The organism is Streptomyces sp. NPDC102259 (assembly GCF_044766465.1).
GTDB lineage: Bacteria > Actinomycetota > Actinomycetes > Streptomycetales > Streptomycetaceae > Streptomyces.
In genome coordinates this window covers 506,128-531,836 of the sequence record NZ_JBIWMA010000001.1, presented here as the reverse complement: position 1 = coordinate 531,836, position 25,709 = coordinate 506,128, and the positions used below count along the sequence as shown (strand labels likewise).

At 70.7% G+C, this 25,709-nt stretch carries 27 protein-coding genes; 13 read left to right on the top strand and 14 right to left on the bottom strand.

Going from position 1 to position 25,709, the window contains the following annotated elements:
• Positions 1-28: 28 nt before the first annotated feature.
• Positions 29-478: a hypothetical protein gene (locus ACIRPU_RS02455; protein ID WP_403860551.1), complete on the top strand. Its 450-nt coding sequence runs from the start codon at positions 29-31 to the stop codon at positions 476-478.
• Positions 479-480: 2 nt separating this feature from the next.
• Here ACIRPU_RS02455 and ACIRPU_RS02450 read toward each other — a convergent pair whose 3' ends face one another.
• Positions 481-1,863, bottom strand: coding sequence for a glycine--tRNA ligase (locus tag ACIRPU_RS02450; protein ID WP_403860548.1), 1,383 nt, complete (start codon positions 1,861-1,863; stop codon positions 481-483).
• 173 nt (positions 1,864-2,036) lie between these two features.
• Between ACIRPU_RS02450 and ACIRPU_RS02445 the strand changes: the two genes are divergently transcribed.
• Genes ACIRPU_RS02445 through ACIRPU_RS02430 form a run of 4 tightly spaced genes read left to right on the top strand, consistent with a single transcriptional unit; the run spans position 2,037 to position 5,203 of the window.
• Positions 2,037-2,996, top strand: a complete 960-nt coding sequence (locus ACIRPU_RS02445) for a metal ABC transporter substrate-binding protein (protein WP_403860545.1) — start codon at positions 2,037-2,039, stop codon at positions 2,994-2,996.
• 28 nt (positions 2,997-3,024) lie between these two features.
• Complete coding sequence (locus tag ACIRPU_RS02440) at positions 3,025-3,831, top strand: metal ABC transporter ATP-binding protein (RefSeq protein ID WP_403860542.1); 807 nt, start codon at positions 3,025-3,027, stop codon at positions 3,829-3,831.
• Positions 3,831-4,733 carry a metal ABC transporter permease gene (locus ACIRPU_RS02435; RefSeq protein ID WP_403860539.1) on the top strand — a complete coding sequence of 301 codons (903 nt, stop codon included), beginning with the start codon at positions 3,831-3,833 and terminating at the stop codon, positions 4,731-4,733. Before ACIRPU_RS02440 ends, ACIRPU_RS02435 begins: the two co-directional genes overlap by 1 nt.
• 59 nt (positions 4,734-4,792) lie before the next feature.
• Positions 4,793-5,203: a transcriptional repressor gene (locus ACIRPU_RS02430; RefSeq protein ID WP_327314940.1), complete on the top strand. Its 411-nt coding sequence runs from the start codon at positions 4,793-4,795 to the stop codon at positions 5,201-5,203.
• Positions 5,204-5,240: 37 nt separating this feature from the next.
• On the opposite strand, the gene ACIRPU_RS02425 is transcribed toward ACIRPU_RS02430, so the two are convergent.
• Both ACIRPU_RS02425 and recO read right to left on the bottom strand, forming a co-directional pair.
• Entirely contained in the window at positions 5,241-6,092 is an 852-nt protein-coding gene (locus ACIRPU_RS02425) for an isoprenyl transferase (protein WP_351753745.1), read from the bottom strand.
• 53 nt (positions 6,093-6,145) lie between these two features.
• Positions 6,146-6,895, bottom strand: coding sequence for a DNA repair protein RecO (gene recO, locus ACIRPU_RS02420; protein ID WP_062649449.1), 750 nt, complete (start codon positions 6,893-6,895; stop codon positions 6,146-6,148).
• A gap of 279 nt (positions 6,896-7,174) precedes the next feature.
• Here recO and bla point away from each other — a divergent pair, with 279 nt between their 5' ends.
• Positions 7,175-8,077 (top strand): class A beta-lactamase, encoded by a 903-nt coding sequence (gene bla / locus ACIRPU_RS02415; RefSeq protein ID WP_403861571.1) that lies wholly within the window; start codon positions 7,175-7,177, stop codon positions 8,075-8,077.
• Here bla and ACIRPU_RS02410 read toward each other — a convergent pair.
• From ACIRPU_RS02410 to ACIRPU_RS02385, 6 genes are read right to left on the bottom strand one after another with little or no spacing between them, the layout of a single operon-like run.
• On the bottom strand, positions 8,074-9,042 hold the full coding sequence (locus ACIRPU_RS02410) for a hypothetical protein (protein ID WP_403860534.1): 969 nt from the start codon (positions 9,040-9,042) through the stop codon (positions 8,074-8,076). The genes bla and ACIRPU_RS02410 overlap by 4 nt on opposite strands.
• 50 nt (positions 9,043-9,092) lie before the next feature.
• Positions 9,093-10,058: an SCO2521 family protein gene (locus ACIRPU_RS02405; protein ID WP_403860531.1), complete on the bottom strand. Its 966-nt coding sequence runs from the start codon at positions 10,056-10,058 to the stop codon at positions 9,093-9,095.
• A 1-nt stretch (position 10,059) separates the two neighbouring features.
• The gene (locus ACIRPU_RS02400; protein ID WP_403860528.1) at positions 10,060-11,058 is read right to left on the bottom strand and encodes an SCO2522 family protein; all 999 of its coding nucleotides are present in this window, start codon (positions 11,056-11,058) and stop codon (positions 10,060-10,062) included.
• Positions 11,055-11,975, bottom strand: coding sequence for an SCO2523 family variant P-loop protein (locus ACIRPU_RS02395; protein WP_403861568.1), 921 nt, complete (start codon positions 11,973-11,975; stop codon positions 11,055-11,057). Before ACIRPU_RS02395 ends, ACIRPU_RS02400 begins: the two co-directional genes overlap by 4 nt.
• 2 nt (positions 11,976-11,977) lie before the next feature.
• Entirely contained in the window at positions 11,978-13,837 is a 1,860-nt protein-coding gene (locus tag ACIRPU_RS02390; RefSeq protein WP_403860525.1) for an SCO2524 family protein, read from the bottom strand.
• Positions 13,838-13,887: 50 nt separating this feature from the next.
• Complete coding sequence (locus ACIRPU_RS02385; RefSeq protein WP_403860522.1) at positions 13,888-14,673, bottom strand: SCO2525 family SAM-dependent methyltransferase; 786 nt, start codon at positions 14,671-14,673, stop codon at positions 13,888-13,890.
• 177 nt (positions 14,674-14,850) lie between these two features.
• On the opposite strand from ACIRPU_RS02385, the gene ACIRPU_RS02380 reads away from it, so the two are divergent.
• Positions 14,851-15,312 carry a GNAT family N-acetyltransferase gene (locus ACIRPU_RS02380; protein ID WP_403860519.1) on the top strand — a complete coding sequence of 154 codons (462 nt, stop codon included), beginning with the start codon at positions 14,851-14,853 and terminating at the stop codon, positions 15,310-15,312.
• On the opposite strand, the gene ACIRPU_RS02375 is transcribed toward ACIRPU_RS02380, so the two are convergent.
• Entirely contained in the window at positions 15,302-15,754 is a 453-nt protein-coding gene (locus ACIRPU_RS02375) for a protein phosphatase (RefSeq protein WP_403860516.1), read from the bottom strand. The genes ACIRPU_RS02380 and ACIRPU_RS02375 overlap by 11 nt on opposite strands.
• Before the next feature lie 80 nt (positions 15,755-15,834).
• Here ACIRPU_RS02375 and ACIRPU_RS02370 point away from each other — a divergent pair, with 80 nt between their 5' ends.
• On the top strand, positions 15,835-16,437 hold the full coding sequence (locus tag ACIRPU_RS02370; protein ID WP_403860513.1) for a SigE family RNA polymerase sigma factor: 603 nt from the start codon (positions 15,835-15,837) through the stop codon (positions 16,435-16,437).
• 17 nt (positions 16,438-16,454) lie between these two features.
• Positions 16,455-17,426, top strand: a complete 972-nt coding sequence (locus ACIRPU_RS02365) for a hypothetical protein (RefSeq protein WP_403860510.1) — start codon at positions 16,455-16,457, stop codon at positions 17,424-17,426.
• Between the two features lie 43 nt (positions 17,427-17,469).
• Here the strand turns inward: ACIRPU_RS02365 and ACIRPU_RS02360 are convergent, their stop codons facing one another.
• The 4 genes from ACIRPU_RS02360 to leuA all read right to left on the bottom strand — a co-directional run bounded on the left by ACIRPU_RS02360 (position 17,470) and on the right by leuA (position 21,269).
• Complete coding sequence (locus ACIRPU_RS02360; protein WP_403860507.1) at positions 17,470-18,144, bottom strand: response regulator; 675 nt, start codon at positions 18,142-18,144, stop codon at positions 17,470-17,472.
• Positions 18,141-18,326: a hypothetical protein gene (locus ACIRPU_RS02355; protein WP_403860504.1), complete on the bottom strand. Its 186-nt coding sequence runs from the start codon at positions 18,324-18,326 to the stop codon at positions 18,141-18,143. The genes ACIRPU_RS02360 and ACIRPU_RS02355 overlap by 4 nt, the downstream gene beginning before the upstream one ends.
• A gap of 339 nt (positions 18,327-18,665) precedes the next feature.
• Positions 18,666-19,361 carry a TerB family tellurite resistance protein gene (locus ACIRPU_RS02350; RefSeq protein ID WP_403860501.1) on the bottom strand — a complete coding sequence of 232 codons (696 nt, stop codon included), beginning with the start codon at positions 19,359-19,361 and terminating at the stop codon, positions 18,666-18,668.
• A gap of 186 nt (positions 19,362-19,547) precedes the next feature.
• The gene (gene leuA, locus ACIRPU_RS02345; RefSeq protein WP_355701255.1) at positions 19,548-21,269 is read right to left on the bottom strand and encodes a 2-isopropylmalate synthase; all 1,722 of its coding nucleotides are present in this window, start codon (positions 21,267-21,269) and stop codon (positions 19,548-19,550) included.
• A gap of 366 nt (positions 21,270-21,635) precedes the next feature.
• On the opposite strand from leuA, the gene ACIRPU_RS02340 reads away from it, so the two are divergent.
• From ACIRPU_RS02340 to ACIRPU_RS02325, 4 genes are all read left to right on the top strand, one after another.
• Positions 21,636-22,706, top strand: a complete 1,071-nt coding sequence (locus tag ACIRPU_RS02340; RefSeq protein WP_384114684.1) for a M4 family metallopeptidase — start codon at positions 21,636-21,638, stop codon at positions 22,704-22,706.
• A gap of 21 nt (positions 22,707-22,727) precedes the next feature.
• The gene (locus ACIRPU_RS02335) at positions 22,728-22,994 is read left to right on the top strand and encodes a protealysin inhibitor emfourin (protein ID WP_403860496.1); all 267 of its coding nucleotides are present in this window, start codon (positions 22,728-22,730) and stop codon (positions 22,992-22,994) included.
• Between the two features lie 92 nt (positions 22,995-23,086).
• Positions 23,087-24,409: a GH1 family beta-glucosidase gene (locus tag ACIRPU_RS02330; protein WP_403860493.1), complete on the top strand. Its 1,323-nt coding sequence runs from the start codon at positions 23,087-23,089 to the stop codon at positions 24,407-24,409.
• Complete coding sequence (locus tag ACIRPU_RS02325; RefSeq protein WP_403860490.1) at positions 24,406-25,683, top strand: MFS transporter; 1,278 nt, start codon at positions 24,406-24,408, stop codon at positions 25,681-25,683. Before ACIRPU_RS02330 ends, ACIRPU_RS02325 begins: the two co-directional genes overlap by 4 nt.
• The last annotated feature ends 26 nt before the right edge of the window (positions 25,684-25,709 follow it).

Sequence of the window (25,709 nt, the reverse complement as noted above, 5' to 3'; positions counted from 1 at the left end):
TGTAAGTTGGGTGAAAGGAGCGAAAGACATGCACGACACGCGGCATGAGCCGGGAGCCCTGCTCTACGACCCGGCGACGGACAGGGTCGGCGAGTACCAGGACCGGTCCGGCCCCTACGCGATGCTGCGGCCGGTCGGCGGCGGCCGGGAGTGGCAGGCCGACCCGGCGGCGCTGCGGCCGGCGACCGCCGAGGAGCGGCTGAGCGCGGGCGTGCGGGCGGCGAACCGGCGGGCCCGGACGGACGGGCCGTTCCTCGTCGGCATCGGCACGCCCCGGCCACCGGTGCCGGAGCCGGACTGCGTCGGGTGCGAGGACCTGGCGGCAGGGCGGGAGATCGCCCGCGCCGCGCACGACTACAGCGCGGAGACGGACGCCAACGTGCTGCTGCGCGACCATGTGCGGCGGGAGCACGCGAACGACGAGTGCCGGGCCCCCGAAAGGGACCCGGCACTCGTGGGCGACGACGAGGAAAGCTGAGGTCAGCAGCCGATCAGGCGACCCGCGAGGTAGCTCTCGATCTGGTCGAGGGACACGCGCTCCTGCTTCATCGAGTCACGCTCGCGGACGGTGACCGCGTTGTCGTCGAGGGTGTCGAAGTCGACGGTCACGCAGTACGGCGTGCCGATCTCGTCCTGGCGGCGGTAGCGGCGGCCGATGGCGCCCGCGTCGTCGAACTCGATGTTCCAGTTCTGGCGCAGCGCGGCGGCGAGGCCCTTGGCCTTGGGCGACAGCTCCGGGTTGCGGGACAGCGGCAGGACCGCGACCTTCACCGGGGCCAGGCGGTGGTCGAGGCGAAGAACGGTCCGCTTCTCCAGCTTGCCCTTGGCGTTGGGCGCCTCGTCCTCGATGTAGGCGTCGAGGAGGAAGGCGAGCATCGCGCGGCCGACACCGGCGGCGGGCTCGATGACGTAGGGGGTCCAGCGCTCCTGGGCCTCCTGGTCGAAGTAGGAGAGGTCCTGGCCGGAGGCCTTGGCGTGGGCGGAGAGGTCGTAGTCGGTGCGGTTGGCGACGCCCTCCAGCTCGCCCCACTCGTTGCCGCCGAACTGGAAGCGGTACTCGATGTCAGCGGTGCGCTTGGAGTAGTGGGAGAGCTTCTCCTTGGGGTGGTCGTACCACCGCATGTTCTCCTCGCGCAGGCCCAGGCCGGTGTACCAGTTCCAGCGCTGCTCCATCCAGTACTCCTGCCACGTCTCGTCCTCGCCCGGCTTGACGAAGAACTCCATCTCCATCTGCTCGAACTCGCGGGTGCGGAAGATGAAGTTGCCGGGCGTGATCTCGTTGCGGAAGGACTTGCCCATCTGCGCGATGCCGAACGGCGGCTTGCGGCGCGAAGTGGTCTGCACCTGGGCGAAGTTGGTGAAGATGCCCTGGGCGGTCTCGGGGCGCAGGTAGGCGATGGAGCCGGTGTCCTGCGTGGGGCCGAGGTGGGTGGAGAGCAGGCCCGAGAACTGCTTGGGCTCGGTGAACTGGCCCTTGTTGCCGCAGTTGGGGCAGTTCACGTCCGCCAGGCCGTTCTCCGGCAGGCGGTGGTGCTTGGCCTCGTACGCCTCTTCCAGGTGGTCCGCGCGGAACCGCTTGTGGCAGGAGGTGCACTCGGTCAGCGGGTCGGAGAAAGTGGCGACGTGGCCGGAGGCCACCCAGACCTCGGGGGCCAGGATGACGGACGAGTCGATGCCGACCACGTCCTCGCGCGACGTCACCATGTAGCGCCACCACTGGCGCTTCAGGTTCTCCTTGAGCTCGACACCCAGCGGTCCGTAGTCCCAGGCGGCCTTCTGGCCGCCGTAGATCTCACTGCACGGGAATACGAAGCCACGGCGCTTGCTCAGGCTGACGATGGTGTCGATCTTGTCGGCGGCCACGGTGCTCTCTTCATAACGACGACGGGCGACGAAGCGAGATGCGCTTCCAGAGAAGACTTCAGGGTACCGGCGGGGACTCCCCCTCGACCAAATCGGATCCCTACCCAGACCCTTACCCAGCCGTTACCAGGCCTTGTTGACAACGGTTTCCATATTTGTTGAAAATGACTGTCATGAACGTACGACGACGACTCATATCCGGCACCGCGGTCGCGGCGGCCACCGCCCTCGGCCTCTGCACCCTCTCCGCCTGCTCCTCCGACAGCGCGGCCGCGGCCAATACGGACAAGTTCGACGTCGTCGCGTCGTTCTACCCGATGGCCTTCCTCGCCGAGCAGATAGGCGGGGACCATGTGAACGTCAGCAGCCTCACCGAGCCCGGCCAGGAGCCGCACGACCTGGAGATCAGCGCCAAGCAGACCGCCGCGCTCCAGGAATCCGACGCGGTGCTCTACCTCAAGGATCTCCAGCCCTCCGTCGACTCCGCGGTGGCCCAGTCCGAGATCAAGACCAAGATCGACGCCGCCTCCCTCACCACGCTGGAGAAGCACGGCAACGAGGTCGGCGGCCACGCGGCCGAGCACGACGACCACGCGAACGAGGAGCTGTCCGGCCTCGACCCGCACATCTGGCTCGACCCGGTGCGCTACGCCCAGGTCGCCGAGGGCGTCGGCAAGGCCTTCGAGAAGGCCGACCCGGACCACGCGGCCGACTACAAGACCAACACCGCGGCCCTCGTGAAGAAGCTCGACGCCCTGAACACGCGGTTCGAGGACGGGCTGGCGAACACGAAGACCAAGGTCTTCGTCACCACCCACGCCGCCTTCGGCTACCTCGCCGAGCGCTACGGCCTGACCGAGGAGGCCATCAACGGCCTCGACCCCGAGTCGGAGCCCAGCGCCGCCCGCGTGAAGGAGCTTGAGAAGATGGCGAAGGCCGACGGCGTCACGACCGTGTTCTACGAGACGCTCGTCAGCGACAAGACCGCGAAGACCATCGCCTCCGACGCGAACCTCAGGACCGACGTCCTCGACCCGATCGAGGGCATCACGAAGAAGTCCCGGGGCACGGACTACTTCTCGGTCCAGGAAGCGAACCTCGAGGCGCTGAAGACAGCCCTGGGAACGAAGTGAATCTCCAGTGATCTCTACGGAGGGCGTCATGGACGCGAGTGTCACCGACGCGAAGGCCGAGCCCGTGGTCGCGCCGCCCGTCATCTCCCTGCGCGGCGCCCGCGCGGAACTGGGCTCGCGCCCGGTCCTGCGCGGCATCGACCTCACCGTGCGGCGCGGTGAGGTCGTCGCCCTGCTCGGCGCGAACGGCTCGGGCAAGTCCACCGCCGTACGCACCGTGATCGGCCAGGTCCCGGTCAGCGCCGGAGAGGTCGAGCTGTTCGGCACCCCGCAGCGCCGGTTCCGGGACTGGGCGCGGATCGGATACGTGCCGCAGCGCACGACGGCCGCCGGCGGGGTCCCGGCCACGGTGACGGAGATCGTCTCCTCGGGCCGGCTCTCCCGCACCCGCTTCGGCTTCTTCCGCAAGGCCGACCGGGAGGCCGTCCGGCGCGCCCTGGACCTCGTGGGCATGGCCGACCGGGCCGGGGACAACGTCGACGCCCTCTCCGGCGGCCAGCACCAGCGCGTCCTCATCGCCCGCGCACTGGCCGCGGAACCCGAACTGCTGATCATGGACGAGCCGATGGCGGGCGTCGACCTGGCCAGCCAGGAGGTCCTGGCGCGCACCCTGAAGGACCAGGTCGCGGCCGGTACGACGGTCCTGCTCGTCCTGCACGAACTGGGCCCCCTGGAGCCCCTGATCGACCGGGCGGTCGTCCTGCGCGACGGCTGCGTCCTGCACGACGGCCCGCCCACCCCGGCCGTCGGCCAGCACGCGCTGCCCGGCCACGACCACGTGCACCCGCACGCACCCGCGGGCGCCGAACCGATCCGCACGGGACTGCTGAGCTGATGGACTTCCTGAACTACGCCTTCATGCAGCGGGCGCTGCTGGCCGCCGTCCTGGTCGGCATCACGGCCCCCGCCGTCGGCATCTACCTCGTCCAGCGCCGCCAGGCCCTCATGGGCGACGGCATCGGCCATGTCGCGATGACCGGCGTCGGCCTGGGCTTCCTGCTCTCCTGGTCCCCGGTGTGGATGGCCACCGCCGTCTCGGTGCTGGGCGCGGTGACCATGGAACTGATCCGCTGGTACGGCAGGACCCGCGGCGACATCGCCCTCGCCATGCTCTTCTACGGCGGTATGGCCGGCGGCGTGATGTTCATCAACCTCGCGCCCGGCGGCTCGAACGCCAACCTGACGTCGTACCTGTTCGGGTCGCTGTCGACCGTCTCCGAGTCGGACGTCACGGCGATCTGCCTGCTCGCGGCCTTCGTGGTCGTCGTCACCCTCGGCCTGCGCCGCCAGCTCTTCGCGGTCAGCCAGGACGAGGAGTTCGCCCGGGTCACCGGCCTGCCGGTCCGCGCGCTGAACCTGCTCACGGCGATCACGGCGGCGGTCACCGTGACGGTGGCGATGCGGGTCGTGGGCCTGCTGCTGGTGTCGGCCCTGATGGTGGTCCCGGTGGCCGCGGCCCAGCAGCTCAGCCGCAGCTTCGCCGCCACCTTCGCGATCGCGGTGGCGATCGGCGTGACGGTGACCATCGGCGGCACGGTCACCTCGTACTACCAGGACGTCCCGCCCGGTGCGACGATCGTGCTGCTGACCATCGCCGCGTTCATCGCGCTGAGCGTGCTGGCCGCTCCGCTGGCCCGCCGCCGCGCCCGTGCGCTGGCGTCGGCGCAACCCGCCGGCGATCCGGCGGAGTGTGCCATTCCGGCCACCCGGGCGGCCGGCGACGAGATCGGCGTCTGACCGCGCACAGCCGGTGCTGGCACAATGGCCCGGCAAGCCGCAGACGTGAGGAGGCAACGGTGACAACCGCTGGACCGCCCGTGAAGGGCCGTTCCACCCGGCAGCGTGCCGCTGTCGCGGCGGCGCTCGACGAGGTCGACGAGTTCCGCAGCGCCCAGGATCTGCACGACATGCTCAAGCACAAGGGCGACTCGGTGGGCCTGACCACGGTCTACCGCACCCTCCAGTCCCTCGCCGACGCGGGCGAGGTCGACGTCCTGCGCACCTCGGACGGCGAGTCGGTGTACCGCCGGTGCTCCACCGGCGAGCACCACCACCACCTCGTCTGCCGCGTCTGCGGCAAGGCCGTGGAGGTGGAGGGCCCGGCGGTGGAGAAGTGGGCCGAGGCCATCGCCGCGGAACACGGCTACGTCAACGTGGCCCACACGGTGGAGATCTTCGGCACGTGCGCGGACTGCTCCGCGGGTTGAGCGGTTGTACGGTGCGGGCCGGGCGAACGCGCGGAGGCTACGAGGTGACCTCCTGGTCCGGAGTCTTCCCCTCCATGGCCAAGAGTTCCTCGTTCGTGATCGCGCCGCCGAACCGGCGGTCCCTGGACGCGAACTCGACGCACGCCCGCCACAGGTCACGGCGGTCGAAGTCGGGCCACAGGACGTCCTGGAAGACCAGCTCCGCGTACGCGCTCTGCCAGAGCAGGTAGTTGGAGGTGCGCTGCTCGCCGCTCGGCCGCAGGAACAGGTCGACGTCCGGCATGTCCGGGTAGTACAGGTACTTCGCGAGGGTCTTCTCGTTGACCTTCGACGGGTCGAGACGGCCCGCCTTCACATCCTCGGCGAGCGCCTGCGCCGCGTCCGCGATCTCCGCCCGGCCGCCGTAGTTCATGCAGAAGTACAGGGTGAGACGGTCGTTGTCCTTGGTCTGCTCCTGGGCGACCTGGAGCTCCTTGGCGACCGACTTCCACAGCTTGGGCATCCGGCCCACCCAGCGCACCCGGATGCCGAGCTCGTCGAGCTGGTCGCGGGTCTTGCGGATGAAGTCGCGGTTGAAGTTCATCAGGAAGCGGACCTCGTCGGGCGAGCGCTTCCAGTTCTCGGTGGAGAAGGCGTACAGCGAGATGTTGCGCACACCCATCTCGACCGCGCCCTGGAGCACGTCGAGGACCTGCTCGGCGCCGACCTTGTGCCCCTCGGTGCGCGGCAGCCCGCGCTCCTTGGCCCAGCGGCCGTTGCCGTCCATGACGATCGCCACATGCTCGGGGACCAGCTCGCCCGGAAGCTTCGGCGGGCGCGCGCCGGACGGGTGCGGCTCCGGCGTCCTGTACTCCCGACGCTGCCGCCCCAGGAACCCGCGTACGACCATGTGCCTCTCGTCTCCTCTGACTTTCGCTTGCTTGTCTCTCCGCGTACGACTGGCTATTTCTCCACGTACCTGAGCGAGCGCAGCCCGCGCTCCAGGTGCCAGTGCAGATAGGCGGACACCAGCCCGCTGCCCTCCCGGACATGGCGCGCCTCGCACGCGTCCGCCGTCTCCCAGTCTCCCGTGAGCAGCGCGCCCAGCAGGACCAGGGTCTGCGGAGAGGGTACGACGCTGCCGGCCACCCGGCAGTCGACGCAGACGGAGCCGCCGGCCGCGACGGAGAAGAACCGGTTGGGTCCCGGCATTCCGCACTTGGCGCAGTCGCCGAAGCTGGGGGCGTACCCGTTGACGGCCAGCGACCGCAGCAGGAACGCGTCGAGGACGAGGTGCGGGGCGTGCTCCCCGCGCGCCAGGGTGCGCAGCGCCCCGACGAGCAGCAGGTACTGCTGGACAGCGGGTTCGCCCTCGTGGTCGGTGAACCGCTCGGCGGTCTCGAGCATGGCGGTCCCGGCGGTGTAGCGGGCGTAGTCGGTCACGATGCCGCCACCGTAGGGAGCGATGATCTCGCTCTGCGTGCACAGCGGCAGCCCGCGTCCGACCAGTTCGCTGCTGCCCCGCGCGAAGAACTGCACGTCGACGTGGGAGAAGGGTTCGAGGCGGGCGCCGAACTTGGACTTCGTCCGCCGCACCCCCCGCGCCACGGCCCGCACCCGCCCGTGCCCGCGCGTCAGCAGCGTGATGATGCGGTCGGCCTCGCCGAGCTTCTGGGTCCGCAGGACGATGCCGTCGTCGCGGAAGAGACTCATCGGGCACCGCCCGGGGCGGCCTGCCGGGTGCGCGGCAGGCCGCGGTCCGCCGCACCCGGCTGCCGGGTGCGGGCCACGCTGCCGTCGTCGCGGAACAGGCTCATGCGTCCATTCTCGCCTACGCCGGAGGGGCGGTGTGCCCGCCCGTCACGATCCCTCGGCCGGTGCGGCGGGCGTGGGGCGCGGCCTCGGGTGGCTGACCAGGGGCGGCGCAACCGACGGGAGCGGAGAGACGTCCGTGACAGAGGAGACCATGATCCTCGACGGACGGAGAGAACGATCTCAAGCTCGCACCTTTCCCCCAGGCCCTCCCGCCGCACCCTGCTGACGGCCGGCGCGGCCACCTCGGCCGTCCTGCTCGCCGCGGGCCCCGCCGCAGCCGCCACCGACCCCGGCGCCGACCCCGTCACCGCCCGCCTGCGCGACCTCGAAGCCGGGCACGGCGCCCGCCTCGGCGTGTTCGGGTACAACGTCCGCACCGGGCGTTCGGTCCGCTACCGCGCCGACGAACGCTTCCCGGTCTGTTCCCTGTTCAAGACCCTGGCGGTGGCGGCCGTCCTGCGGGACCTGCCCGAGGTCACGCTGGACCGCCGCCTGTACTGGACGGCGGCGGACGTGGTGGAGAACTCCCCCGTCACCCAGGAGCATGTGGCCGACGGCCTGACGATCGCCGAGTTGTCCGCCGCGGCCATCCAGCGCAGCGACAACACGGCCGGCAATCTGCTGCTGCGCGAGATCGGCGGCCCCGCCGGACTCACCCGCTTCGCCCGCTCCGTCGGCGACCGCGTCACCCGCCTCGACCGCTGGGAGCCGGACCTCAACTCGGCCGAGCCGGACCGGATCACGGACACCACCAGCCCGGCCGCGATCGGCCGCACCTACGCCCGTCTCGTCCTCGGCAGGGCGCTGGCCCCGGCGGACCGCCGTCGCCTGACCGACTGGATGCTCTCCACCGTCACCAGCGCCAACCGCTTCCGCGCCGGACTCCCCCCGACCTGGACGGTCGCCGACAAGACCGGCGGCGGCTGGTACGGCGCCAACAACGACGCCGGAGTCGCCTGGACCCCGGACGGCGCCCCCGTCGTCCTGGTGGTCCAGCTCACCAAGCCGGCCCGGGACGCGGCCTACGACCACGAACTGATCGTGGACACGGCGAAGGTACTGGCGGAGACGCTGGGCTAGGACCTGTCGGGCCTCAGCCGTACGCTGTCGGGGACGCCGTTCGGGGAGTTGCCCGGGGCGGCGGCCTCCCACAGCTGGTCGAACCGGCGGATCAGGGGCTGGACCTCGTCGGCCCGGGCGTTCACCGTCGTCGAGGTGTTCACGCTCAGCTGGTCCGCGTGGATCTCGTACGACAGCACCCCGTCGAAGACGATGCAGTCGATCATCTTGCCGCGGCGCAGGAACAGCGGGAGTTCCTCCAGGGCCACCACCTGGACCTGGATGCCCATCTCCCGCTGCTCCGCGCAGATCGGTTCCAGGGCGGCCAGTTCCTCGGGCCGCTTCACGATGAACAGGCGCCGGACCGAGATGTGCCGTTCGAGGATCGCCTCGCGCTGGGCGGTCAGATAGCGTCCCGCCGGCTCGGTGTTCCAGAACCCGTCGTCGACGACGGTGGTGCTGATGGCGTCGATGCTGGACCTCGCGCACTTGGTGAGGGTCAGCAGCCAGTCGTGGTTCTCGCCCGCGCACTCGGCGCTGAGGTTGGTGAAGTCCTCCATCTGCGCGGCGAGCCGGTCGATCTCCGAGTGCGCGAACTCGCGCAGGATGTCGGGCCCCATGGACACGACCTTGGTGGCGTGCTCGGCGAGCCGGGGCACCCCGTCGCCGCGCAGCTTCTCCACCTCGGTGAAGAGCTTCGTCGCCTCGCCTATGTCGGCGAACCGCTTGTCCACCGACTCCCTGAGATCGCCCAGCTGGCTCACGAAGGACGCCAGGAACTGCACGATCAGCACGATGCCGCCGCACAGCACGGACAGCACGAGCTGCCAGGGACCGTCCTGCTCGGACGGTCCGACGACATTGGTGAGCAGATAGACGCCGCCACCCGCCACCACGGTGATCAGGATCTTCTGCGTCACATGCCGGGCGCCCTCGCCGTCTCGGATCCGGTCGCCCCGCACATTCGGATTCGTCGGTGCCTGCATCTCTCTTTCTCCCCCCGTCGGGATGCTGCGCGAGCAGATGTCGTGTTGCGTCAGGACAGGGCCGGCACCTCGCCCCGGACGAGGTTCTGCAGTGCCAGCTGGTCCCGGATGCGCTGTGCCATGGTGTTCCACTGTCTACTGAACCCCGGGTGCCGCTCCAGCTCCTCCCAGGGCGGGCTCAAGGCACGGTCCAGGCGTGCTCGAGGCATCCACAGGTGCAGCAGGTGCTCGACGAGCGGACGCAGCACCTTCATCGTGGCCGTCTGGTTCTCGGAGCCGGGCGGCAGGCCGTCGAGCTTGTCCCCCACGGTCGTCAGCAGCCAGTCGTGCAGGGCGAGGTCCTCGCACAGCGTGGCCGCCGCCACGGGCGTGGTCCCTCGCGGCAGCCGCAGTTCGACGATCCGCAGACCTGAGCCGAGTTCGGTGAAGAGCGCCGACGTCGGCTCGCCGTCGTCGGCCGGTGAGGCGGTCCAGCGCAGGCTGGTGTCGGTCGTGGTGAGCGGAGCGTCGTGGTCCAGGAGGTCGTGCCGGCGGGAGATCCTCGCCAGCAGGCTCTCGGCGATCGAGCCGACGTCCAGCTGGTCCTGCTGATGCCCGGTCAGGAAGCCCTCGGTGACGGACTTCCCGGGCAGCCTGCCGACCGGGACCAGGGACCCGGGCCGGACCAGGTAGTACCCCCAGGGCCGGCGCCGGTCGGGCCCGGTGGCCGGGGCCGAGAAGTACGCCGTCGACTGGAGGACGCGGCCCTCGACGAGCCCCGCGTGCGCCGCCACGGTGCCGACGGCGCGGATCTTGGCCCCGGTGGCGGTGGGCAGCCGGCAGTCGACGCCGGTGAGGACGTCCGGGGAGAGGGCGTGCCGGTTGGGGCGCCGCGAGGTCCGGACGGGTTCGTCGGCGCGCAGCCGCAGCAGCCGCACGGCCGTCCGCTCGTCCACCGCCCTGCGGGTGGGCAGCAGACAGGTCCGCACCTCGCCGCAGACGAGGACGGGACCGGCGGTCGTGCCCAGGCCGCTCATGTCACAGCCCCGCCGGGAACACGTAGGACGTGCGGTCCACGACCCCCGCGGGCACCGTGAAGCCCTCGGCGGCGGACCGTTCGGCGACCTGGTCGAGCGCCTCGGCCTCGACGTGGACCTGGTCGAGGATGACGCGTACGGCGTGCTCGACGGGCAGGAACCGGCTCGGCAGGACGCTGCACGTGCCGTAGGCGGTGAAGGGCGTCGCGGAGGGGTTGAGCTGGAGGACGGGCGCCAGCGCGTCCCACTCGGCCGGGAACTCCTCGCCCTGCCACCGGGTGGGGGTCAGCACGGCCGCGCCGTTGTCCCGCAGCAGCCCGAGCCGGACCAGTTGCCAGACCGAGGCCAGGAAGGCGCAGGACCAGGTGCGCGCGTCCTCGGGCCCGTTCCACAGTTCGACGTCCAGGAACACGGAGTGGCCGCGTGCCTCGGTCTCGCTCGGCGGCTGCCAGACGCCGGTGGAGTCCAGGGCGGCCGAGGTCCGCTGGGAGGGGGCGCGGCGGCCGTTGGTGAGCCAGCCGGCCCGGCCGACGGGCGGGCGGAAGCCGTTGCTGCCTGGCGGCGGTGACTCCACCAGCCGGTGCAGTACGGACTCGGCGAGCGCGGCCCGGTCGCGGTGGGCGGAGCCGCCGGGGGCGAGGGCGGGGCCGGCGCACCCCGACTCGCGGGCCAGGTAGTCGATGGTCAGCCCGGCCTCGGCCGCCGCCTCCAGCAGGGGCGGGATCAGCTCGGCGGGGGTGGAGAGCCGGGAGAAGTAGTCGTCGATCAGGAAACAGGTGCTGATCCGGGGCCGGCGGCCGGGCGGCAGCGGGCCGAGCCCCGCCCGGGCGGCGTCCACCCAGGGACGTACGCCGGCGAAGTGGCGGCGCAGCCGGGCGGCCCCCTCGGCGAAGTCCTCCATGTACAAGTGGCCTAATTCCAGGGAGAGATGGGAGAAGGGCACGGATTCGGTGCGCGGGTCGGCGCTGCTCTCCCGGAAAACGGTGCCCGGCCCGTTCACAACTGCCCCCAGAACTTGTCGTCGGTCAGTCGTTGCGCGAGATCTCCGATGGCCTGCCAGGTCTCGTTGTTGGCGATCCGGCGGTCGTGCACGTCCTCGTCGGTGATGAGGCGTTCCTGCCACTGGAGGACGGGTTCCAGGGGAATGGACGCCAGCACCCTGGTTCGGCCGATGCCCCGGCCGGCCGCGAGTTCCTCGAGTTCCTTGTCGCACTGCCGCATCCACGCGTACTGCGCGGGCGACACCTGGGACCACAACGGCGACTCCAGATCGGGCACCGCGGCGCGCACGAACCTGATGGCGCCGCCCAGCACGTCCGGGTCGTGGCCGATGGCCGTACCGGCTTGCACAATGCCCTGTCTACCGAATACGAGTTCGGCCGCCGCCATGACGTGCTGGCGGGTCCAGCGGTGATAGACGAGCCAGCGGTTCTTGAGACGGCCGAGCCCGCCCCGGGGCGAAGTGGCGGCGAGTGCCAGGTCCATCGCATAACTGCGGCCGGCGCTCAGGTCGATGATGATGACGTCGAATTCGCGTTTCAGCCTCAGGACGAGGTCCACGCAGCGGTGCAGGTTCTCCTCGTCGGTGACGAATTCACCGGCCGTGCGGTCGCCGGGCAGCAGCACCAGCCGTCCGGACCCGCCGGGCCTGCCGCGCAGCACGGGGTGTTCGGTGCGCGCCCAGACGTCGACCCGCAGCGGCTCGCCCGTCTTGCCCTTCAGATAGGAGTGCAGGCCGCGCCCCTCGGCCTCGGAGAGGACGTCGGGCAGGTCGAACACGGCGGCGGCGGTGGGCGAGCCGAAGTCGAAGTCCAGGTAGCAGACGTCGTCCCCGTCCAGCGCGCGGTGGTACGCGAGGTTGGCGCTGGTGACGGAACGGCCGGTGCCTCCCTTGTCGGAGGCGGCGAAGACGAGCACCTTCACACCCCCCGGGCGTCGGCGCCCCGGGCGCGGGCCAGCGCGTAGAGCCGGGCGAGGACGCCGAGGGCGAGCGAGTGGGCGGTGCCGGGCTGTTTGTCGACGAGCTGACGGGCGCGGCGCAGGTCGGCCTCGATGCCCTTGATCTCTTCTCCCTGAGGGCTCTTGGGGGCGGGGGCGGGCTGCTCCAGCTGCTCCTTGCCGAACAGGTGGGCGGCCTCGCTGAGCGCCGCCTGGGCGAGGGCGGTCATCTCGGAACTGCGGATGGGGTCCTGCGTGTAGAGGGCGTGCGCGGCGACCATGCACTCGGTGACGCGCTCGGTCATGCTCCAGGACAACGGTCCGGTGCGGACCGGTGATTCGGGGTACACGGCGTGCACGTTGTCCCAGAGGCCGACGCCCTCGCCGTCGCTGACGCGACGTGCCCAGAGGTGGTCGAGGATGCTCTCGGCGAGCGTGAGCAAACGGTCCTGCGAGCTGATGTTCCGGGACAGCGCGCACAGTTGGACGGTCCGCTTGAGCAACTGCGCGGAGAAGTCGCCCATCGTCCACTTCATGGCCGGGCCGATCTCCTCACTGCCCAGCAGCGGGAGGGTGACTCCGGGGTTGTGCAGACCGATCGCCGGGTCCTCGCGGGCCGTGCGGCTGGTGATGCGACCGCGCTCGGCGAGGCGTTCCATGACGGCGACGGTGCGGGTGAGGTCGTCGTCGGTGGCACGGCGGCGCACCAGGTCGTGGACGAGGATCGAGGCCACGGACAGGGAGAAGTACTCGGACTCCAGCTGCTGGAGCGTGGTGCGCCAGGGGATCTCCTCCAGCGGCCAGGTGGCGGCGTCGAAGCGGGCGATGCCCGACCAGTACTGCTGGGTGATCTCCCAGCGCAACCGCAGCGCGTCGGCCAGCTTCTGCTGTTCCGCGGTGAGCAGGCCGAGGACGAGGGTGCGCTCGGAGGAGAGGTCGGGGATGCCGTCGAGGGCGACGACGGTGAAGTACAGGTACGGCACCGCGTGAGCCACGCCCTGGGGCTGCTTGCCGATCTCCTGGGCGGTCTGCGCCTCCACCTCGACCTCGGGGGCGCCCTTCACCAGGCTCCAGGCCCAGCCGCACTCGAACAGCCGGTTCTCGTTGCGGAGTTGATCGGCGACATCGGTGTCCAGGCCGAGGGTGACGCTCTCGCTGATGAGGGCGCGCAGCGACTTGAACCGGTCCTGGAAGCGTTGCAGGACCTGGCGGTCGGACAGCCGGCCCCGGCCGAGCAGCCGGGCGAGCGCCTGCCCCTGGTCGGAGGCGATGTCGACGACGTTGACGGTGAAGGAGCGCAGCAGGCTCACCATGGCCGCGGTCAGGCGGGCGCTGGTCGCCTCCCTCAGCTTGTCGATGCGGGCGAGGGTGCTCGCCCGCTGGGTCTTGCCCCGGTACACCTTGAGGAAGCCGAGGGTGGCCAGGCAGAGGGTGATCGACATGGAGTAGGAGTCGACGACTCCCACTTCCCCCTGCTCCTTGGAGAGTTCCTGCTCCGGGTCCTCCGGGGCGAAGTAGTAGCCGCCGGCGAAGGTGGGGCTCTCCTCCCCGCGGTGGTTCTCCATGAAGTCGCCGAGGATCTCCACGAGGTTCATGGGGATCTCGCTGGAGTCACCCGCGTTCCTGAGGGCCCGCTCCACGTCCAGCTGTGTGGTGTCGGGGTCGTCCAGGCGGAACGGTTCGATTTCGGTGGCGGGGTACAGAAGGCAGAGCAGACGCTCCGCGTCGGCCACGCTGCTACGACCGCCCCATTCGCCCCATTCCCATTCTCCGTTGTCGAAGGAATGGCGGGCGATGGCCTGCCACACCTCGAGCAGGTTCTGTCTCGGCTTGATCTGCATGCCCATTCCCCTCGCACAGGCCCGTCACCATGTATAAGAACTCCGGCAGCTCATTCGTCGCGTCGCTCTTTACGTTGCCCGCAGGCCAGGATCATACCCGTGTAGCCGTCCCGTACAAGCTGCTTCGGATTGGCTGTGCGGTGAATCTCCACATGGTCCGCGTAACCGCCGAGAACCGCCCGCACTTCGGATTCGTCGATATCACTGGCGGGAAATGTATGGGAACCGACACGGTATCCTTCGGAATGCTCCATGAAGGCGGCGGCGAAAGGCGCACCGGAATTCAGGACGTTCATGAAGCATCCCACCCCTCGCCGGAATTCAGCGAGCGAGGTGGTGATGGATTCGGCGACGAAGAACATCGTGCCGAGGTCCCAGCGGCGCCGATCGGCGCAGAGATCGAAGAGACTGCCCGACTCGGGCTGCTGGACGGCCTCCTTGAACCGGACCCTGGGCGTCATGTCGAGCGTGGCATATGCCTCGTCCTTGCACAGGACGTTCCAGAACTGATCCCAGTGGGGGGCGTAGTCGGGGCACTGCCCCCGGAGATAGTCCAGATTCCGGGCGGACCGCTCCAGAAGCGTGATCCGGTCGCACCAGGGAAGCATGGCCAGAGCGGGATAGAGATTGGGCCCCGCGCCTACGTCGATACCGGAAGCCGCCCGCCCGCGACCTCGGAAGTGATCACTGAAGTGATCGCGCACATGGGAGAGGATCTCCTCGTCCACGGCCTGCATCTCGAGGTAATTGTGGCTGATGTACACGCCGGGATCGAAGTCGTCCCAGGGTGCGTCACCATTCAGCTTTTGGTCAGCGGCGGGCGGTACCGAGGTCATGATTCAGCGTAGCAGGACGCATGGGTCTTGAAGGAGTGGGTGCACGGAGCAATGATGGAGATCAGGTACGCAAATCGCACTGGCTGCAATTCGATTTGTCGACATTCACAAGGGGACGGTATGACTCCTCTTCCCGGAGATCGTTTTCCGTCGGGCACCGGTTCGATAATGAGCCAGATGTCCGGAGAAAGACCCTTACGGATCAGAGCGGTCACCGAGGCGGATCTACCCCATATCGTGCGCCTCGATGCCGATGCCTTCCCCCACGGCCCCTACCCCTACTTCGTCCTGCGCCAACTCCTCGCCGCCTGCGCCGACCTCGTGTACGTCGTGGACGACGGAACGGACCTCTACGGATACGTGCTCGGGACCTCGCCGAACGACGCGCAGAGCTGGGTTCTCAGCCTCGCCATCACCCCTGGGCTGCGCGGAAAGGGATTCGGCCGGCAACTGCTGACGAAACTGCTCGGTCAGCTACGGGCGAAGGGCGCGCATTCCGTCCGGCTCTCCGTGGAGCCGCGCAACGACTCGGCCATCGCCCTGTACCGCTCCCTCGGCTTCGTCCCCGACCCCGGCGGGCCCCGCACGGACTACTTCGGCCCCGACGAGGACCGCCTCCTCATGACGCTCACTCTGTGAGCCCCCCGAACCCCCGCACATACCTGCGCTGCCAGGGCGTCTCCACCGCGCGCCGGTCGTAGTGACGGCGGACGTACTCCACCGCCTCGCCCGGCGGCACGCCGTCCAGGACCGCGAGACACGCCAGGGCCGTTCCGGTGCGGCCACGGCCGCCGGCGCAGGCTATCTCCACGCGTTCTTCGGCCGCGCGACGCCATGCCTCGGCGAGGGTCGCCCGGGCCTGCGCGCGGTCCCTGGGCAGGCGGAAGTCGGGCCAGCGGAGCCAGCGTGACTCCCAGGGCGGGTGCGGGGGCCGCGCGCCGAGGAGGTAGACGCCGTACGCGGGTGTGGGGGCCGTGGGGTCGAGCGGGCGGCGCAGACCGCGGCCGCGGACCAGTCGGCCGGACGGCAGCGGGAGCACCCCGGGCTCACCCTCACGCCAGGCCCATGCGTCGCTTCTCATCACCCCATTCGAACGTGGTCACGCGGGACGGGCAACCGATTCGGCGCAACCGGTGGTCTGGAGGTCGAGGAGGGTGCTTGATGCAGGCCGAACAAGAGGACCGGTTCCAGGAGTTCGTCAGAGCCCGGTGGTCCCGGCTCGTACGGACCGCGTATCTGCTCACGGGGGACGTCCACCACGCGGAGGACCTGACGCAGACCGCGCTGGCCAAGGCGTACCGGTCGTGGCGGCGGATCTCGCGCAGCGACAACCCGGAGGCCTATGTGCGGCGGATGCTGGTCAGTTGCAACAGTGACCGGTTCCGCAAGCGGCGGGTCACCGAGGCGCTGACCGCGGCGCCGCCGGAGCGGGCGGGGCGCGACGAGGGCGCGGGGCGGGTGGAGGAGCGTGGCTCCCTGCTGGCCGGACTCGCCCAACTGCCACCGAAACAAAGGGCGGTGGTGGTCCTGAGGTACTGGGAGGACCTGTCCGAGGCGGAGGTGGCCGACGTGCTCGGCTGCTCGCCCGGCACGGTCAAGAGCCAGGCGTCGAAGGGGCTCGCGAAGTTGCGCGTGTACCCGGGCCTGGCCGCCGACCGCACGGCGCCCGGTGGCCGGGGTCAGGAGCGGGGGCAGGAGCAGGGGCAGAGGCAGGGGCACAGCCAGGTTCGGATTCAGGGTCGGGTTCAGGGAGGCAGCAGGTGAACGGGGCGGGAGAGCAGGTGAACCAGGGAGACTCCGGCTTCGAGGAGCGGATGCGTGAGCTGCTCGCCGAGGACGCGTACACCATCCAGCCCTCGTCGGCGCCGTATCCGGCGATCCGGCGGCGTGGACTGGCCGAGCGGCGGCGGCGCGTGGCGATGACCGGGGCGGCGCTGATGGCGTTGGCCGCGGTGCCGGTGGGCGCGTATGCCGTGGCCGGGGGGAACGGGGAGCGGGACGCCGACACGGCGGCGCCGATGCCGTCGGTGAGTGCCCCGCACAGCCCGGCCGGGAGCACGGCGGGAAGCACGGCGGGAAGCACGGGTGGAAGCACCGGCGGATCCCCGTCCGCGACCTCGGCGGGCACCGCGGGCGGACCCGGACGGCCCGCCACGGACGGCCAGCTGCTCGACGGGATCACCTTCGCGCAGGCGGCGGACGGGCTGAAGGAGTGTCTGGCCGCCGAGGGCGGGCCGCCCGGCGGCGCCGGCGACCTCGGCGAGGCCGACGACTACCGGATCATCCTGGCGATCAAGAGCACCGGCGACTCCAACGCCCCCGGCGACGGCATCTACGTCACCGCGGTGCGGGAGCGGCCCGCGGGCCGTTGGGTGATCTGCTCCCTCAAGGACGGTGTGGCCTCGGGCATCAGCGTCGGCGCGATCGACGCCGGGGCGCCGGGCGCGGGCCCGGTGACGGTCGACGGCAACGGCGAGCAGCTGTACCAGCAGTCGTTCATGGACAAGGGCAAGTGGAAACTGCCGTTCCGGTGGGGGGTCATCGGCGCCGTCGAGACGTCGGTGGCCAAGGTGACCGTCTCCTACGGCGACGGCGGCCCCGTGGCCGCGACCCTGGACCACGGCTGGTTCGTCGCCGCCGGCCTGCTGAACCAGCAGGTCACGCTGGCCCCGCACATCAAGGGCTACGACGACTCCGGCAAGCTGGTCTACGACTCCGACGAGGACGAGACGTACGCGCGGACGCTGCCCTAGGACCTGCCGTGGCCGACAGCCGACAGCGGTCAGCCGACAGCCGTCAGGGAGCGCTCGGTCCCGGGGTCACCAGCCCCGACTCGTAGGCCACGATGACCAGTTGGGCCCGGTCCCGGGCGCCCAGCTTGCCCATGATCCGGCTGACGTGGGTCTTCGCGGTGAGCGGGCTGAGGCCCAGCTCCGCGCCGATCTGGGTGTTGGTCAGGCCCCTCGCGGCCAGGGACAGCACCTCGCGCTCCCGTTCGGAGAGGCACTCCGGGCCGCCCGCCGTGGGCGGCCCGGGGTGACCGCGCAGGAACTGGGCGATCAGCCGCGCGGTGGGCCCCGGCGACAGCAGCGCCTCGCCCGCGGCGAGCGTGCGGATGGCCTCGAGGAGGTCGGCGGGCCGGGTGTCCTTCACCAGGAAGCCGGCCGCCCCCGCGCGCAGCGCCTCGACGATGTTCTCGTCGGTGTCGTACGTGGTCAGGACGAGGACGCGCACCCCGGCCAGCTCCTCGTCGGCGGCGATCAGCCGGGTCGCCTCGATGCCGTCGAGGTCGGGCATCCGGATGTCCATCACCACGAGGTCGGGGCGTTGGCCGCGGGCCAGTGCCACCGCCTCCCGGCCGGTCCCGGCCTGTCCGACCACCCGCATGTCCGGCGCCGACTCGACGAGCATCGCGAACGCCTCCCGTACGAGGGTCTGGTCGTCGGCGAGCAGCACTCTGAGCGGCTTCATCGGTCCTTCCCGTGCGGCAGTACGGCGCTCACTTCGAAGCCCTTCCCGTCGTCGCGCGGTCCGGCCTCCAGCGAGCCGCCGACGCTGCGCGCCCGCTCCCGCATCCCGACGATCCCGAAACCGGGCGCACGACCGCCTTCCGCCGTACGGCCGCCTCCCTCCCCGCCGCCGTCCCTCCCCACACCGCCGTTCCTCCCCACGCCGCCGTCTCCCCCCGTTGCCGGGGAGCGAGCCCCGGGCGTCCGGTGCGCCGAGGTCGCGCAACACCTCCAGCGTCGTGCGGAGTTCGCCGCGGGCGCTGCGGCAGGTCCCGGCGATGTCGTCGAGGGCCTTGGCGACGGCCGCGCGGTCGAGGCGGTCGGGGTCGGCGGCCAGGACGTGCGCGGCGACGGAGGTCTGCACGACTGTCTGGTTGCGCTCTCCAGACTTCCGGCACGCAGGGGGCGGATCGTCGCGCGCGAGGGCGAGTTCGGTTGTACTGCCGGGGGTGACCGGGCGGGGGGACTACTCCCTGGGGAGTATCAGGACGGCGTCCGGGCCGCGACCAGCAACCGGGTCACGTCTTCCGCGCGGATCGTCAGGGCCGCGCCCACCGTCGTGAGGACCTCGCGTTCGGCCGGGGTGTACGGGCCGTCCGCGAGGGCGATGCGGGCGCCCTGGAGCAGGATCGATTCGCGGCCGATCGCGGCGAGGTGCGGGGCGAGCGGGTCGAGGGCCTCGTGGAGCTCTATGGCCAGTCCCGGGCCGTACGGTCCGCCGTAGTTGTGGCCGGTGTCGGAGGCGAGGGCGGCGACGAGCGCGGCGAGCTGTTCCTCCGTGCAGTCGGTGAAGCCGGCCGCGCGCACCGCGCCCGCCGCCGTCTCCAGGGACGTACGGGCGCAGACGCCGCCCGCGGACAGGACCGCGAGGGCGACGGTGTGGACGGCGTCGCGGAGCATCGCCGAGAAGCGGATGGTGGTGGGGTGGTCGAGGACGTCGGTGCCGAAATGGCGGCGGCAGGCCGCGCACTCGACGACCGGGCCGGTCTCGCCGCGTGGCACGACCGGCAGGCCGAGGAGGGTGAAGCGGCGCTGGCCGGTCAGCCGCTGGTAGTTGCGGTCGCCGCCGCAGCCCGGGCAGAAGAACTCGCCGTCGCCCGCGGGCGTCCACGCGGTGCGGGTGCCCAGGATGCGGGCAAGGCCGGTGACACGGCCGTCACGTCCCCGGTCTGGCAGCACGTCGCACCTCCGTAACCCCGCGGCAACATCGCCGCACGCCTCCGTGATGTTAGCCACATCCATGAGGTGTAGTCAGCACCCAGGACGAGACCTTCCCGTGACCTCCACAGCGGTATGGCCGATATACGACGGGGCCCCGACCGCCGTATACAGCGGTCAGGGCCCCGAAAGTCCCGGTCAGGCCAGTCAGCGGGTCGCGCGGTTGACGGCGGAGACGACTGCCTTCAGCGACGCACGCGTCGTGTTCGCGTCGATGCCGATCCCCCACAGGATCTTGTCGTCGATCGCGCATTCGATGTAGGAGGCGGCCTGCGCGGAGGCTCCCTCGCTCATCGTGTGCTCCTGGTAGTCCAGCAGGCGTACGTCGACGCCGACGGACTCCAGGGCGTTGAAGAAGGCCGAGATCGGACCGTTGCCGGAGCCGGTCAGGACGGTGTCCTCGCCGTCGACCGTGGCCTCGACGGTCAGGGTGTCGACGCCGTCGGTGTCGGTCGTGGACTGACCGTTGCGGACCTGGATGCGGCCCCAGGGGTTCTCCGGGTTCGGCAGGTACTCGTCCTGGAAGACCGACCAGATGGCGCCGCCGGTGACCTCGCCGCCCTCGGCGTCCGTCTTCGCCTGGATGAGCTTGGAGAACTCGATCTGCATCCGGCGGGGCAGGTCCAGCTTGTGGTCGTTCTTCAGGACGTACGCGATACCGCCCTTGCCGGACTGCGAGTTGACCCGGATGACGGCCTCGTAGGAGCGGCCGACGTCCTTGGGGTCGATCGGCAGGTACGGGACCGCCCACTCGATGTCGTCGACGGTGACGCCCTTGGCGGCCGCGTCGGCCTCCATCGCGTCGAAGCCCTTCTTGATGGCGTCCTGGTGGGAGCCGGAGAAGGACGTGTAGACCAGGTCGCCCACGTACGGGTGGCGCGGGTGGACCTCCATCTGGTTGCAGTACTCCCACGTACGACGGATCTCGTCGATGTCGGAGAAGTCGATCTGCGGGTCGACGCCCTGGGAGAACAGGTTCATGCCCAGGGTGACCAGGTCGACGTTGCCGGTGCGCTCGCCCTGCCCGAACAGACAGCCCTCGACGCGGTCGGCGCCGGCCATCAGCGCCAGCTCGGCGGCGGCGACGGCCGTACCGCGGTCGTTGTGCGGGTGGACGGAGACGCAGACGTGCTCGCGGCGGGAGAGGTTGCGGCTCATCCACTCGAAGCGGTCGGCGTGGGTGGAGGGCGTGGAGCGCTCGACGGTGGCCGGCAGGTTCAGGATGATCTCGCGGCCCGGGCCGGGCTGCCAGACGTCCATCACGGCCTCGCAGACCTCCAGCGCGAAGTCCAGCTCGGTGTCGGTGAAGATCTCGGGACTGTACTGGTAGCCGAACTCCGTCTCGGGGCCCAGCAGCTTCTCCGCGTACTCGACGACCAGGCGGGTGCCGTCGACGGCGATCTGCTTGATGTCGTCCTTGGAGCCGCGGAAGACGACCCGGCGGAACACGGGAGCCGTGGCGTTGTACAGGTGGACGGTCGCCCGCTTGGCGCCCTTCAGGGACTCGACGGTCCGCTCGATCAGGTCCTCGCGGGCCTGGGTCAGTACGGAGATCGTCACGTCGTCCGGGATCGCGCCCTCTTCCTCGACGATCGAGCGCACGAAGTCGAAGTCGGTCTGGCCGGAGGCGGGGAAGCCGACCTCGATCTCCTTGTAGCCCATCTTGACCAGCTGGTCGAACATCCGGCGCTTGCGCTCGGGCGACATGGGGTCGATCAGGGCCTGGTTGCCGTCACGCAGGTCGGTGGAGAGCCAGCGGGGGGCGACGGTGATCCGGTTGCCGGGCCAGGTGCGGTCGGGGATGTCGACCTGGTCGTACTGTCCGTACTTGTGGATCGGCATGTGGCTGGGCTGCTGGCGGTTCGCCATGATGCGGTGGCTCCTCGGGGTGACCGGAGAATGTCCGGACGGAAGGACGGCCGACGCGCAACACCAAGCACCGCGGGGAGGGGGTCGGCCTCGACTACAGGCCCTCGCCGCGGCAGCTAAGGAGAAGCAGCCCGAAACGCATAGTGCTCCGCAGCCTAGCCGAGCCGCTTCCGTCGCGCGGGACCGTTCCAGTATGCGGGACCGGAGGGAGGAACCATAGGAAAAGGTGCAGAACGTGCGCCACGCCACTCGCCACCCCTGCGCCATAGCACCCGGCGCTACGGATCACGCCCCTTTGTCACCGTATTTCACCAATCATGGTTGCCGGTGGTGACAGCGGAATGACGCAGTGCAAGGGTGCCGGGCATGACGACTCACGGGGGCTTCGAGCCCGTCTTCTGCACCGTCGTACCGCCGCACGTCCTCGACCGGCTTGCGCGCAACGACGACCCCGCTCTCTCCGGACCCGCCCGGCGCACCATCCTGCGCGACAGCGAGCTGCGCGCACTGCGCCAGGTGAACACCGAGTACGGCCTCCTGGCCGCCCCGACGGTGAAAGCCCCGTCGGACCAGCCGCTGCGCACCCTCTACGACGCCGAGCACGGCACCTCCCTGCCCGGCACCAAGGTCCGCGCCGAGGGCCAGGACCCCGGACAGGACGCCACCGTCAACCGCGCCTACTCCGGGCTCGGCGCCACCTTCGACCTCTACCTGAAGGCCTACCAGCGCCACTCGATCGACGGCGACGGCCTGCCCCTCGACGCCACCGTCCACTACGACGAGGGCTACAACAACGCCTTCTGGAACGGCGAGCAGATGGTGTTCGGCGACGGCGACGGCGAGATCTTCGTCGACTTCACCAACTCCATCGACGTCATCGGGCACGAGCTCACCCACGGCGTCACGCAGTACACGGCGAACCTGACCTACAACGGCCAGCCGGGCGCCCTCAACGAGTCGATGTCCGACGTCTTCGGCTCGCTCATCAAGCAGTACTCGCTCGGCCAGACCGCCGCCGAGGCCGACTGGCTGATCGGCGCGGGCCTGCTCGCCCCGAGCGTCACCGGCACCGCGCTGCGCTCCATGAAGGCGCCGGGCACCGCGTACGACGACGACGTCCTCGGCAAGGACCCGCAGCCCGCGACGATGGACGAGTACGTCCGCACCGGCCGCGACAACGGCGGCGTCCACATCAACTCCGGCATCCCCAACCACGCGTTCTACCTGGCCGCCACCGCCCTCGGCGGCTACGCCTGGGAGAAGGCGGGCCAGCTCTGGTACGACGTCCTGACCGGCGGCGAGCTCTCCGAGCGGGCCTTCTTCACCGACTTCGCCAAGCTGACGGTGAAGGCCGCGCGCGAGCGCTTCGGCAGCGGCGGGGAGGAGCTCCAGGCCGTGGAGAAGGCGTGGGAGCAGGTGGGGGTGCGGATTCTCTGAGTCCGTAATAGACAGGGACCCATGCGTATTCAGGTGAGTCGCACGGGCGGGTTCGCGGGCATCGAGCGCCGTGCCGAGGTCGACACCTCGGGACGGCCCGACGCCCCCGAGTGGCACGCCCTGGCCGAGCGGGCGGTCGCCGCCGGCCGGGGCGTGCCTTCGGCCGGCGTGCCGGACGGCTTCAGCTACGAGATCACCGTGGACGGCAGGACGGTGCACGCCGCCGATCCCCGGCTCACGGAGGAACAGCGCGAACTGATCTCCCGGGTACTGAAGGAAGGCGCCTGAGGGGGCCTGCGGGGGGCTTGCGGCAGGGGCATAACTGGCAGTTCACGCCGGGACGTTGACTTCCTTACCCAGCGGTAAGGATGATCCCGCCCATGGCGAACGATCCGCGCGACGCGGCGAACCCGATGCCCCGCTTCCCGGCAGACTTCCTGTGGGGCGTGTCCACCTCCGCGCATCAGATCGAGGGCGCGGTGGAGACGCGCGACCCTTCGGTGTGGGACACCTTCACCGCCGAGCCCGGACGGGTGAAGGACGGCTCCACGGCGGCGGTGGCCTGCGACCACTACCACCGCTACCCCGAGGACGTGGCGCTCCTGTCGGGCCTGGGCGTGGACGCCTACCGCTTCTCGATCTCGTGGCCGAGGGTGAACTCCCCCGGCGGTCTCGACTTCTACGACCGGCTCGTCGACGAGCTGTGCGCGGCCGGCGTCCGCCCGGTCCCCACCCTCTTCCACTGGGACCTGCCCGCCCGGCTCGACTGGCTGGAGCGGGACACCGCCGCCCGGTTCGCCGAGTACGTGTCGGTGGTGGCCGCACGCCTCGGTGACCGCGTCCAGAAATGGATCACCGTCAACGAGCCCGCCGAGCACACCCTGCTGGGGCACGCCCTCGGCACCCACGCGCCCGGCAAGCAGCTGCTGTTCGACGCGCTCCCGGCCGCCCACCACCAGCTGCTGGGGCACGGCCTCGCCGTCCAGGCGCTGCGCGCGGCCGGCGCCACGGACATCGGCATCGCCAACTCCCACGGCCCGACCTGGCCGGCCTCCGAGGAACCCGCCGACGTGGAGGCGGCAGCCTTCTACGACGTCCTGCTGAACAGGCTGTTCGCGGAGCCGATCCTGCTGGGCGCCTACCCGGAAGGCCTCGGCGAGTTGATGCCGGGGGACGTACAGGCCGACCTCAAGGTGATCTCGGAGCCGCTCGACTGGTACGGGATCAACTACTACGCCCCGACGAAGGTGGGCGCCCCGCAGGGCACGGAGATCGAGTTCGGCGGCATCCGCATGCCGGCCGAACTGCCCTTCTCCGTCCAGCAGATAGAAGACGTCCCGGTGACCGACTTCGGCTGGCCGGTCGTCCCGGAGGGCCTGACGGAACTCCTGACCACCTTCCGCGACCGCTACGGCGACCGGCTCCCCCCGGTCGTCATCACGGAGAACGGATGCAGTTACGAGGGCGTGGACGACCAGGAGCGCATCGCCTACCTGGACGGTCATCTCCGGGCCCTGCACCGCGCGGTGGAGGCGGGCGTCGACGTGCGCGGCTACTTCGTGTGGTCGCTGCTGGACAACTTCGAGTGGGCGGAGGGGTACGAGCGCCGCTTCGGCCTGGTCCACGTGGACTTCGAGACCCAGGCCCGAACCCCCAAGGCGTCGTACGCCTGGCTGCGGGACGTCCTGCGGGCGCAGAGATGACGACGGCGGACAGCGCGCCGGCCGACAGTGATCCGGCGGCCGCGGCCCTCGCCGAGCCCGTGGAGCGGGTGGGCCGGGGCTGGACGTCGGCCCTCTCCCTCGCCAACGGGGCGATCTGGGTGGGCTGGTACGGCCCCCTCCAGATCCTGCTGGCCTCCCAGGCCGAGGACTTCGCCCCCGGCTCGGGCATGTCGAAGGAGACCATGCTGGCCTGGGTGACGGGCGTGGGCGCGGTGGCGTCCCTGGCCGCGAACCCCCTCTTCGGCGCGCTGTCGGACCGCACGACCTCCCGCCGGGGCCGCCGCACGCCGTGGATCGTGGCGGGGACGGCGGGCGGCGCCCTCTCGCTGCTGCTGCTCGCGGGAGCGGACGGGGTCTGGACCATGGCGGCGGGCTGGTGCCTGGTCCAGCTCACCCTGAACGCGGCCTTCGCGGCGGTGACGGCCGCCGTCCCCGACCGGGTTCCCCGGCTCCAACGGGGCTCGGTGGGCGGCTGGCTGGGCGCCGCGCAGATCCTCGGCGTGGTCGGCGGCACCGGGCTCGCGACGGCCGCCGGGGGCGTCGGCGCGGGATATGTGGCGTGCGCGGTGTTCACCACGCTCGGCGTGCTGCCGTACGTGCTCCGGTACGAGGATCTGCGGCTGGCGGTGCGGGACCGGCCGGCGTGGACCTGGCGGGGCTTCGCGGCCGGGTTCTGGCTGAGCCCGCGCGCCTACCCCGACCTGGGCTGGGCGTGGCTGACCCGCTTCCTGATGAACCTGAGCAACGCGCTCGTGCTGCTGTACCTCCTCTACTACCTGCGCGACCGTCTGCACCACTCCGACCCCGAGCAGGGCGTGCTGATCCTGACGGCGGTGAACGGGCTGACGCTGCTCGCCACGGTGGTCGTCGGGGGCGCCTGGTCGGACCGGGTCGGCAGGCGCAAGCCGTTCGTCATCTGGTCGGGCGTGCTGATGGCGGTGGCGACGGCGGGACTGGCGCTCTGGCAGACCTGGCCGGGGGCGATCGTCGCGGCGGCGGTGCTGGGCATCGGCTTCGGCGTGTTCACGTCGGTCGACTTCGCTCTGATGACGGACGTGCTGCCGAAGGCCGGGGACCGGGGCAAGGACCTGGGCGTCATCAACGTGGCCAACGCCCTGCCCCAGGTCGCGGCCCCCGCCCTCGCCGCGCCGATCGTGACCTATCTGGGCGGCTACCGGGTGTTGTACCTGGTGGCGGCGGTGATCGGGCTGGCGGGGGCGGTGCTGGTGGGCCGGATCAGGGGGGTGGACTGACCCCTCGGACGGATCCCGGCGGGGCT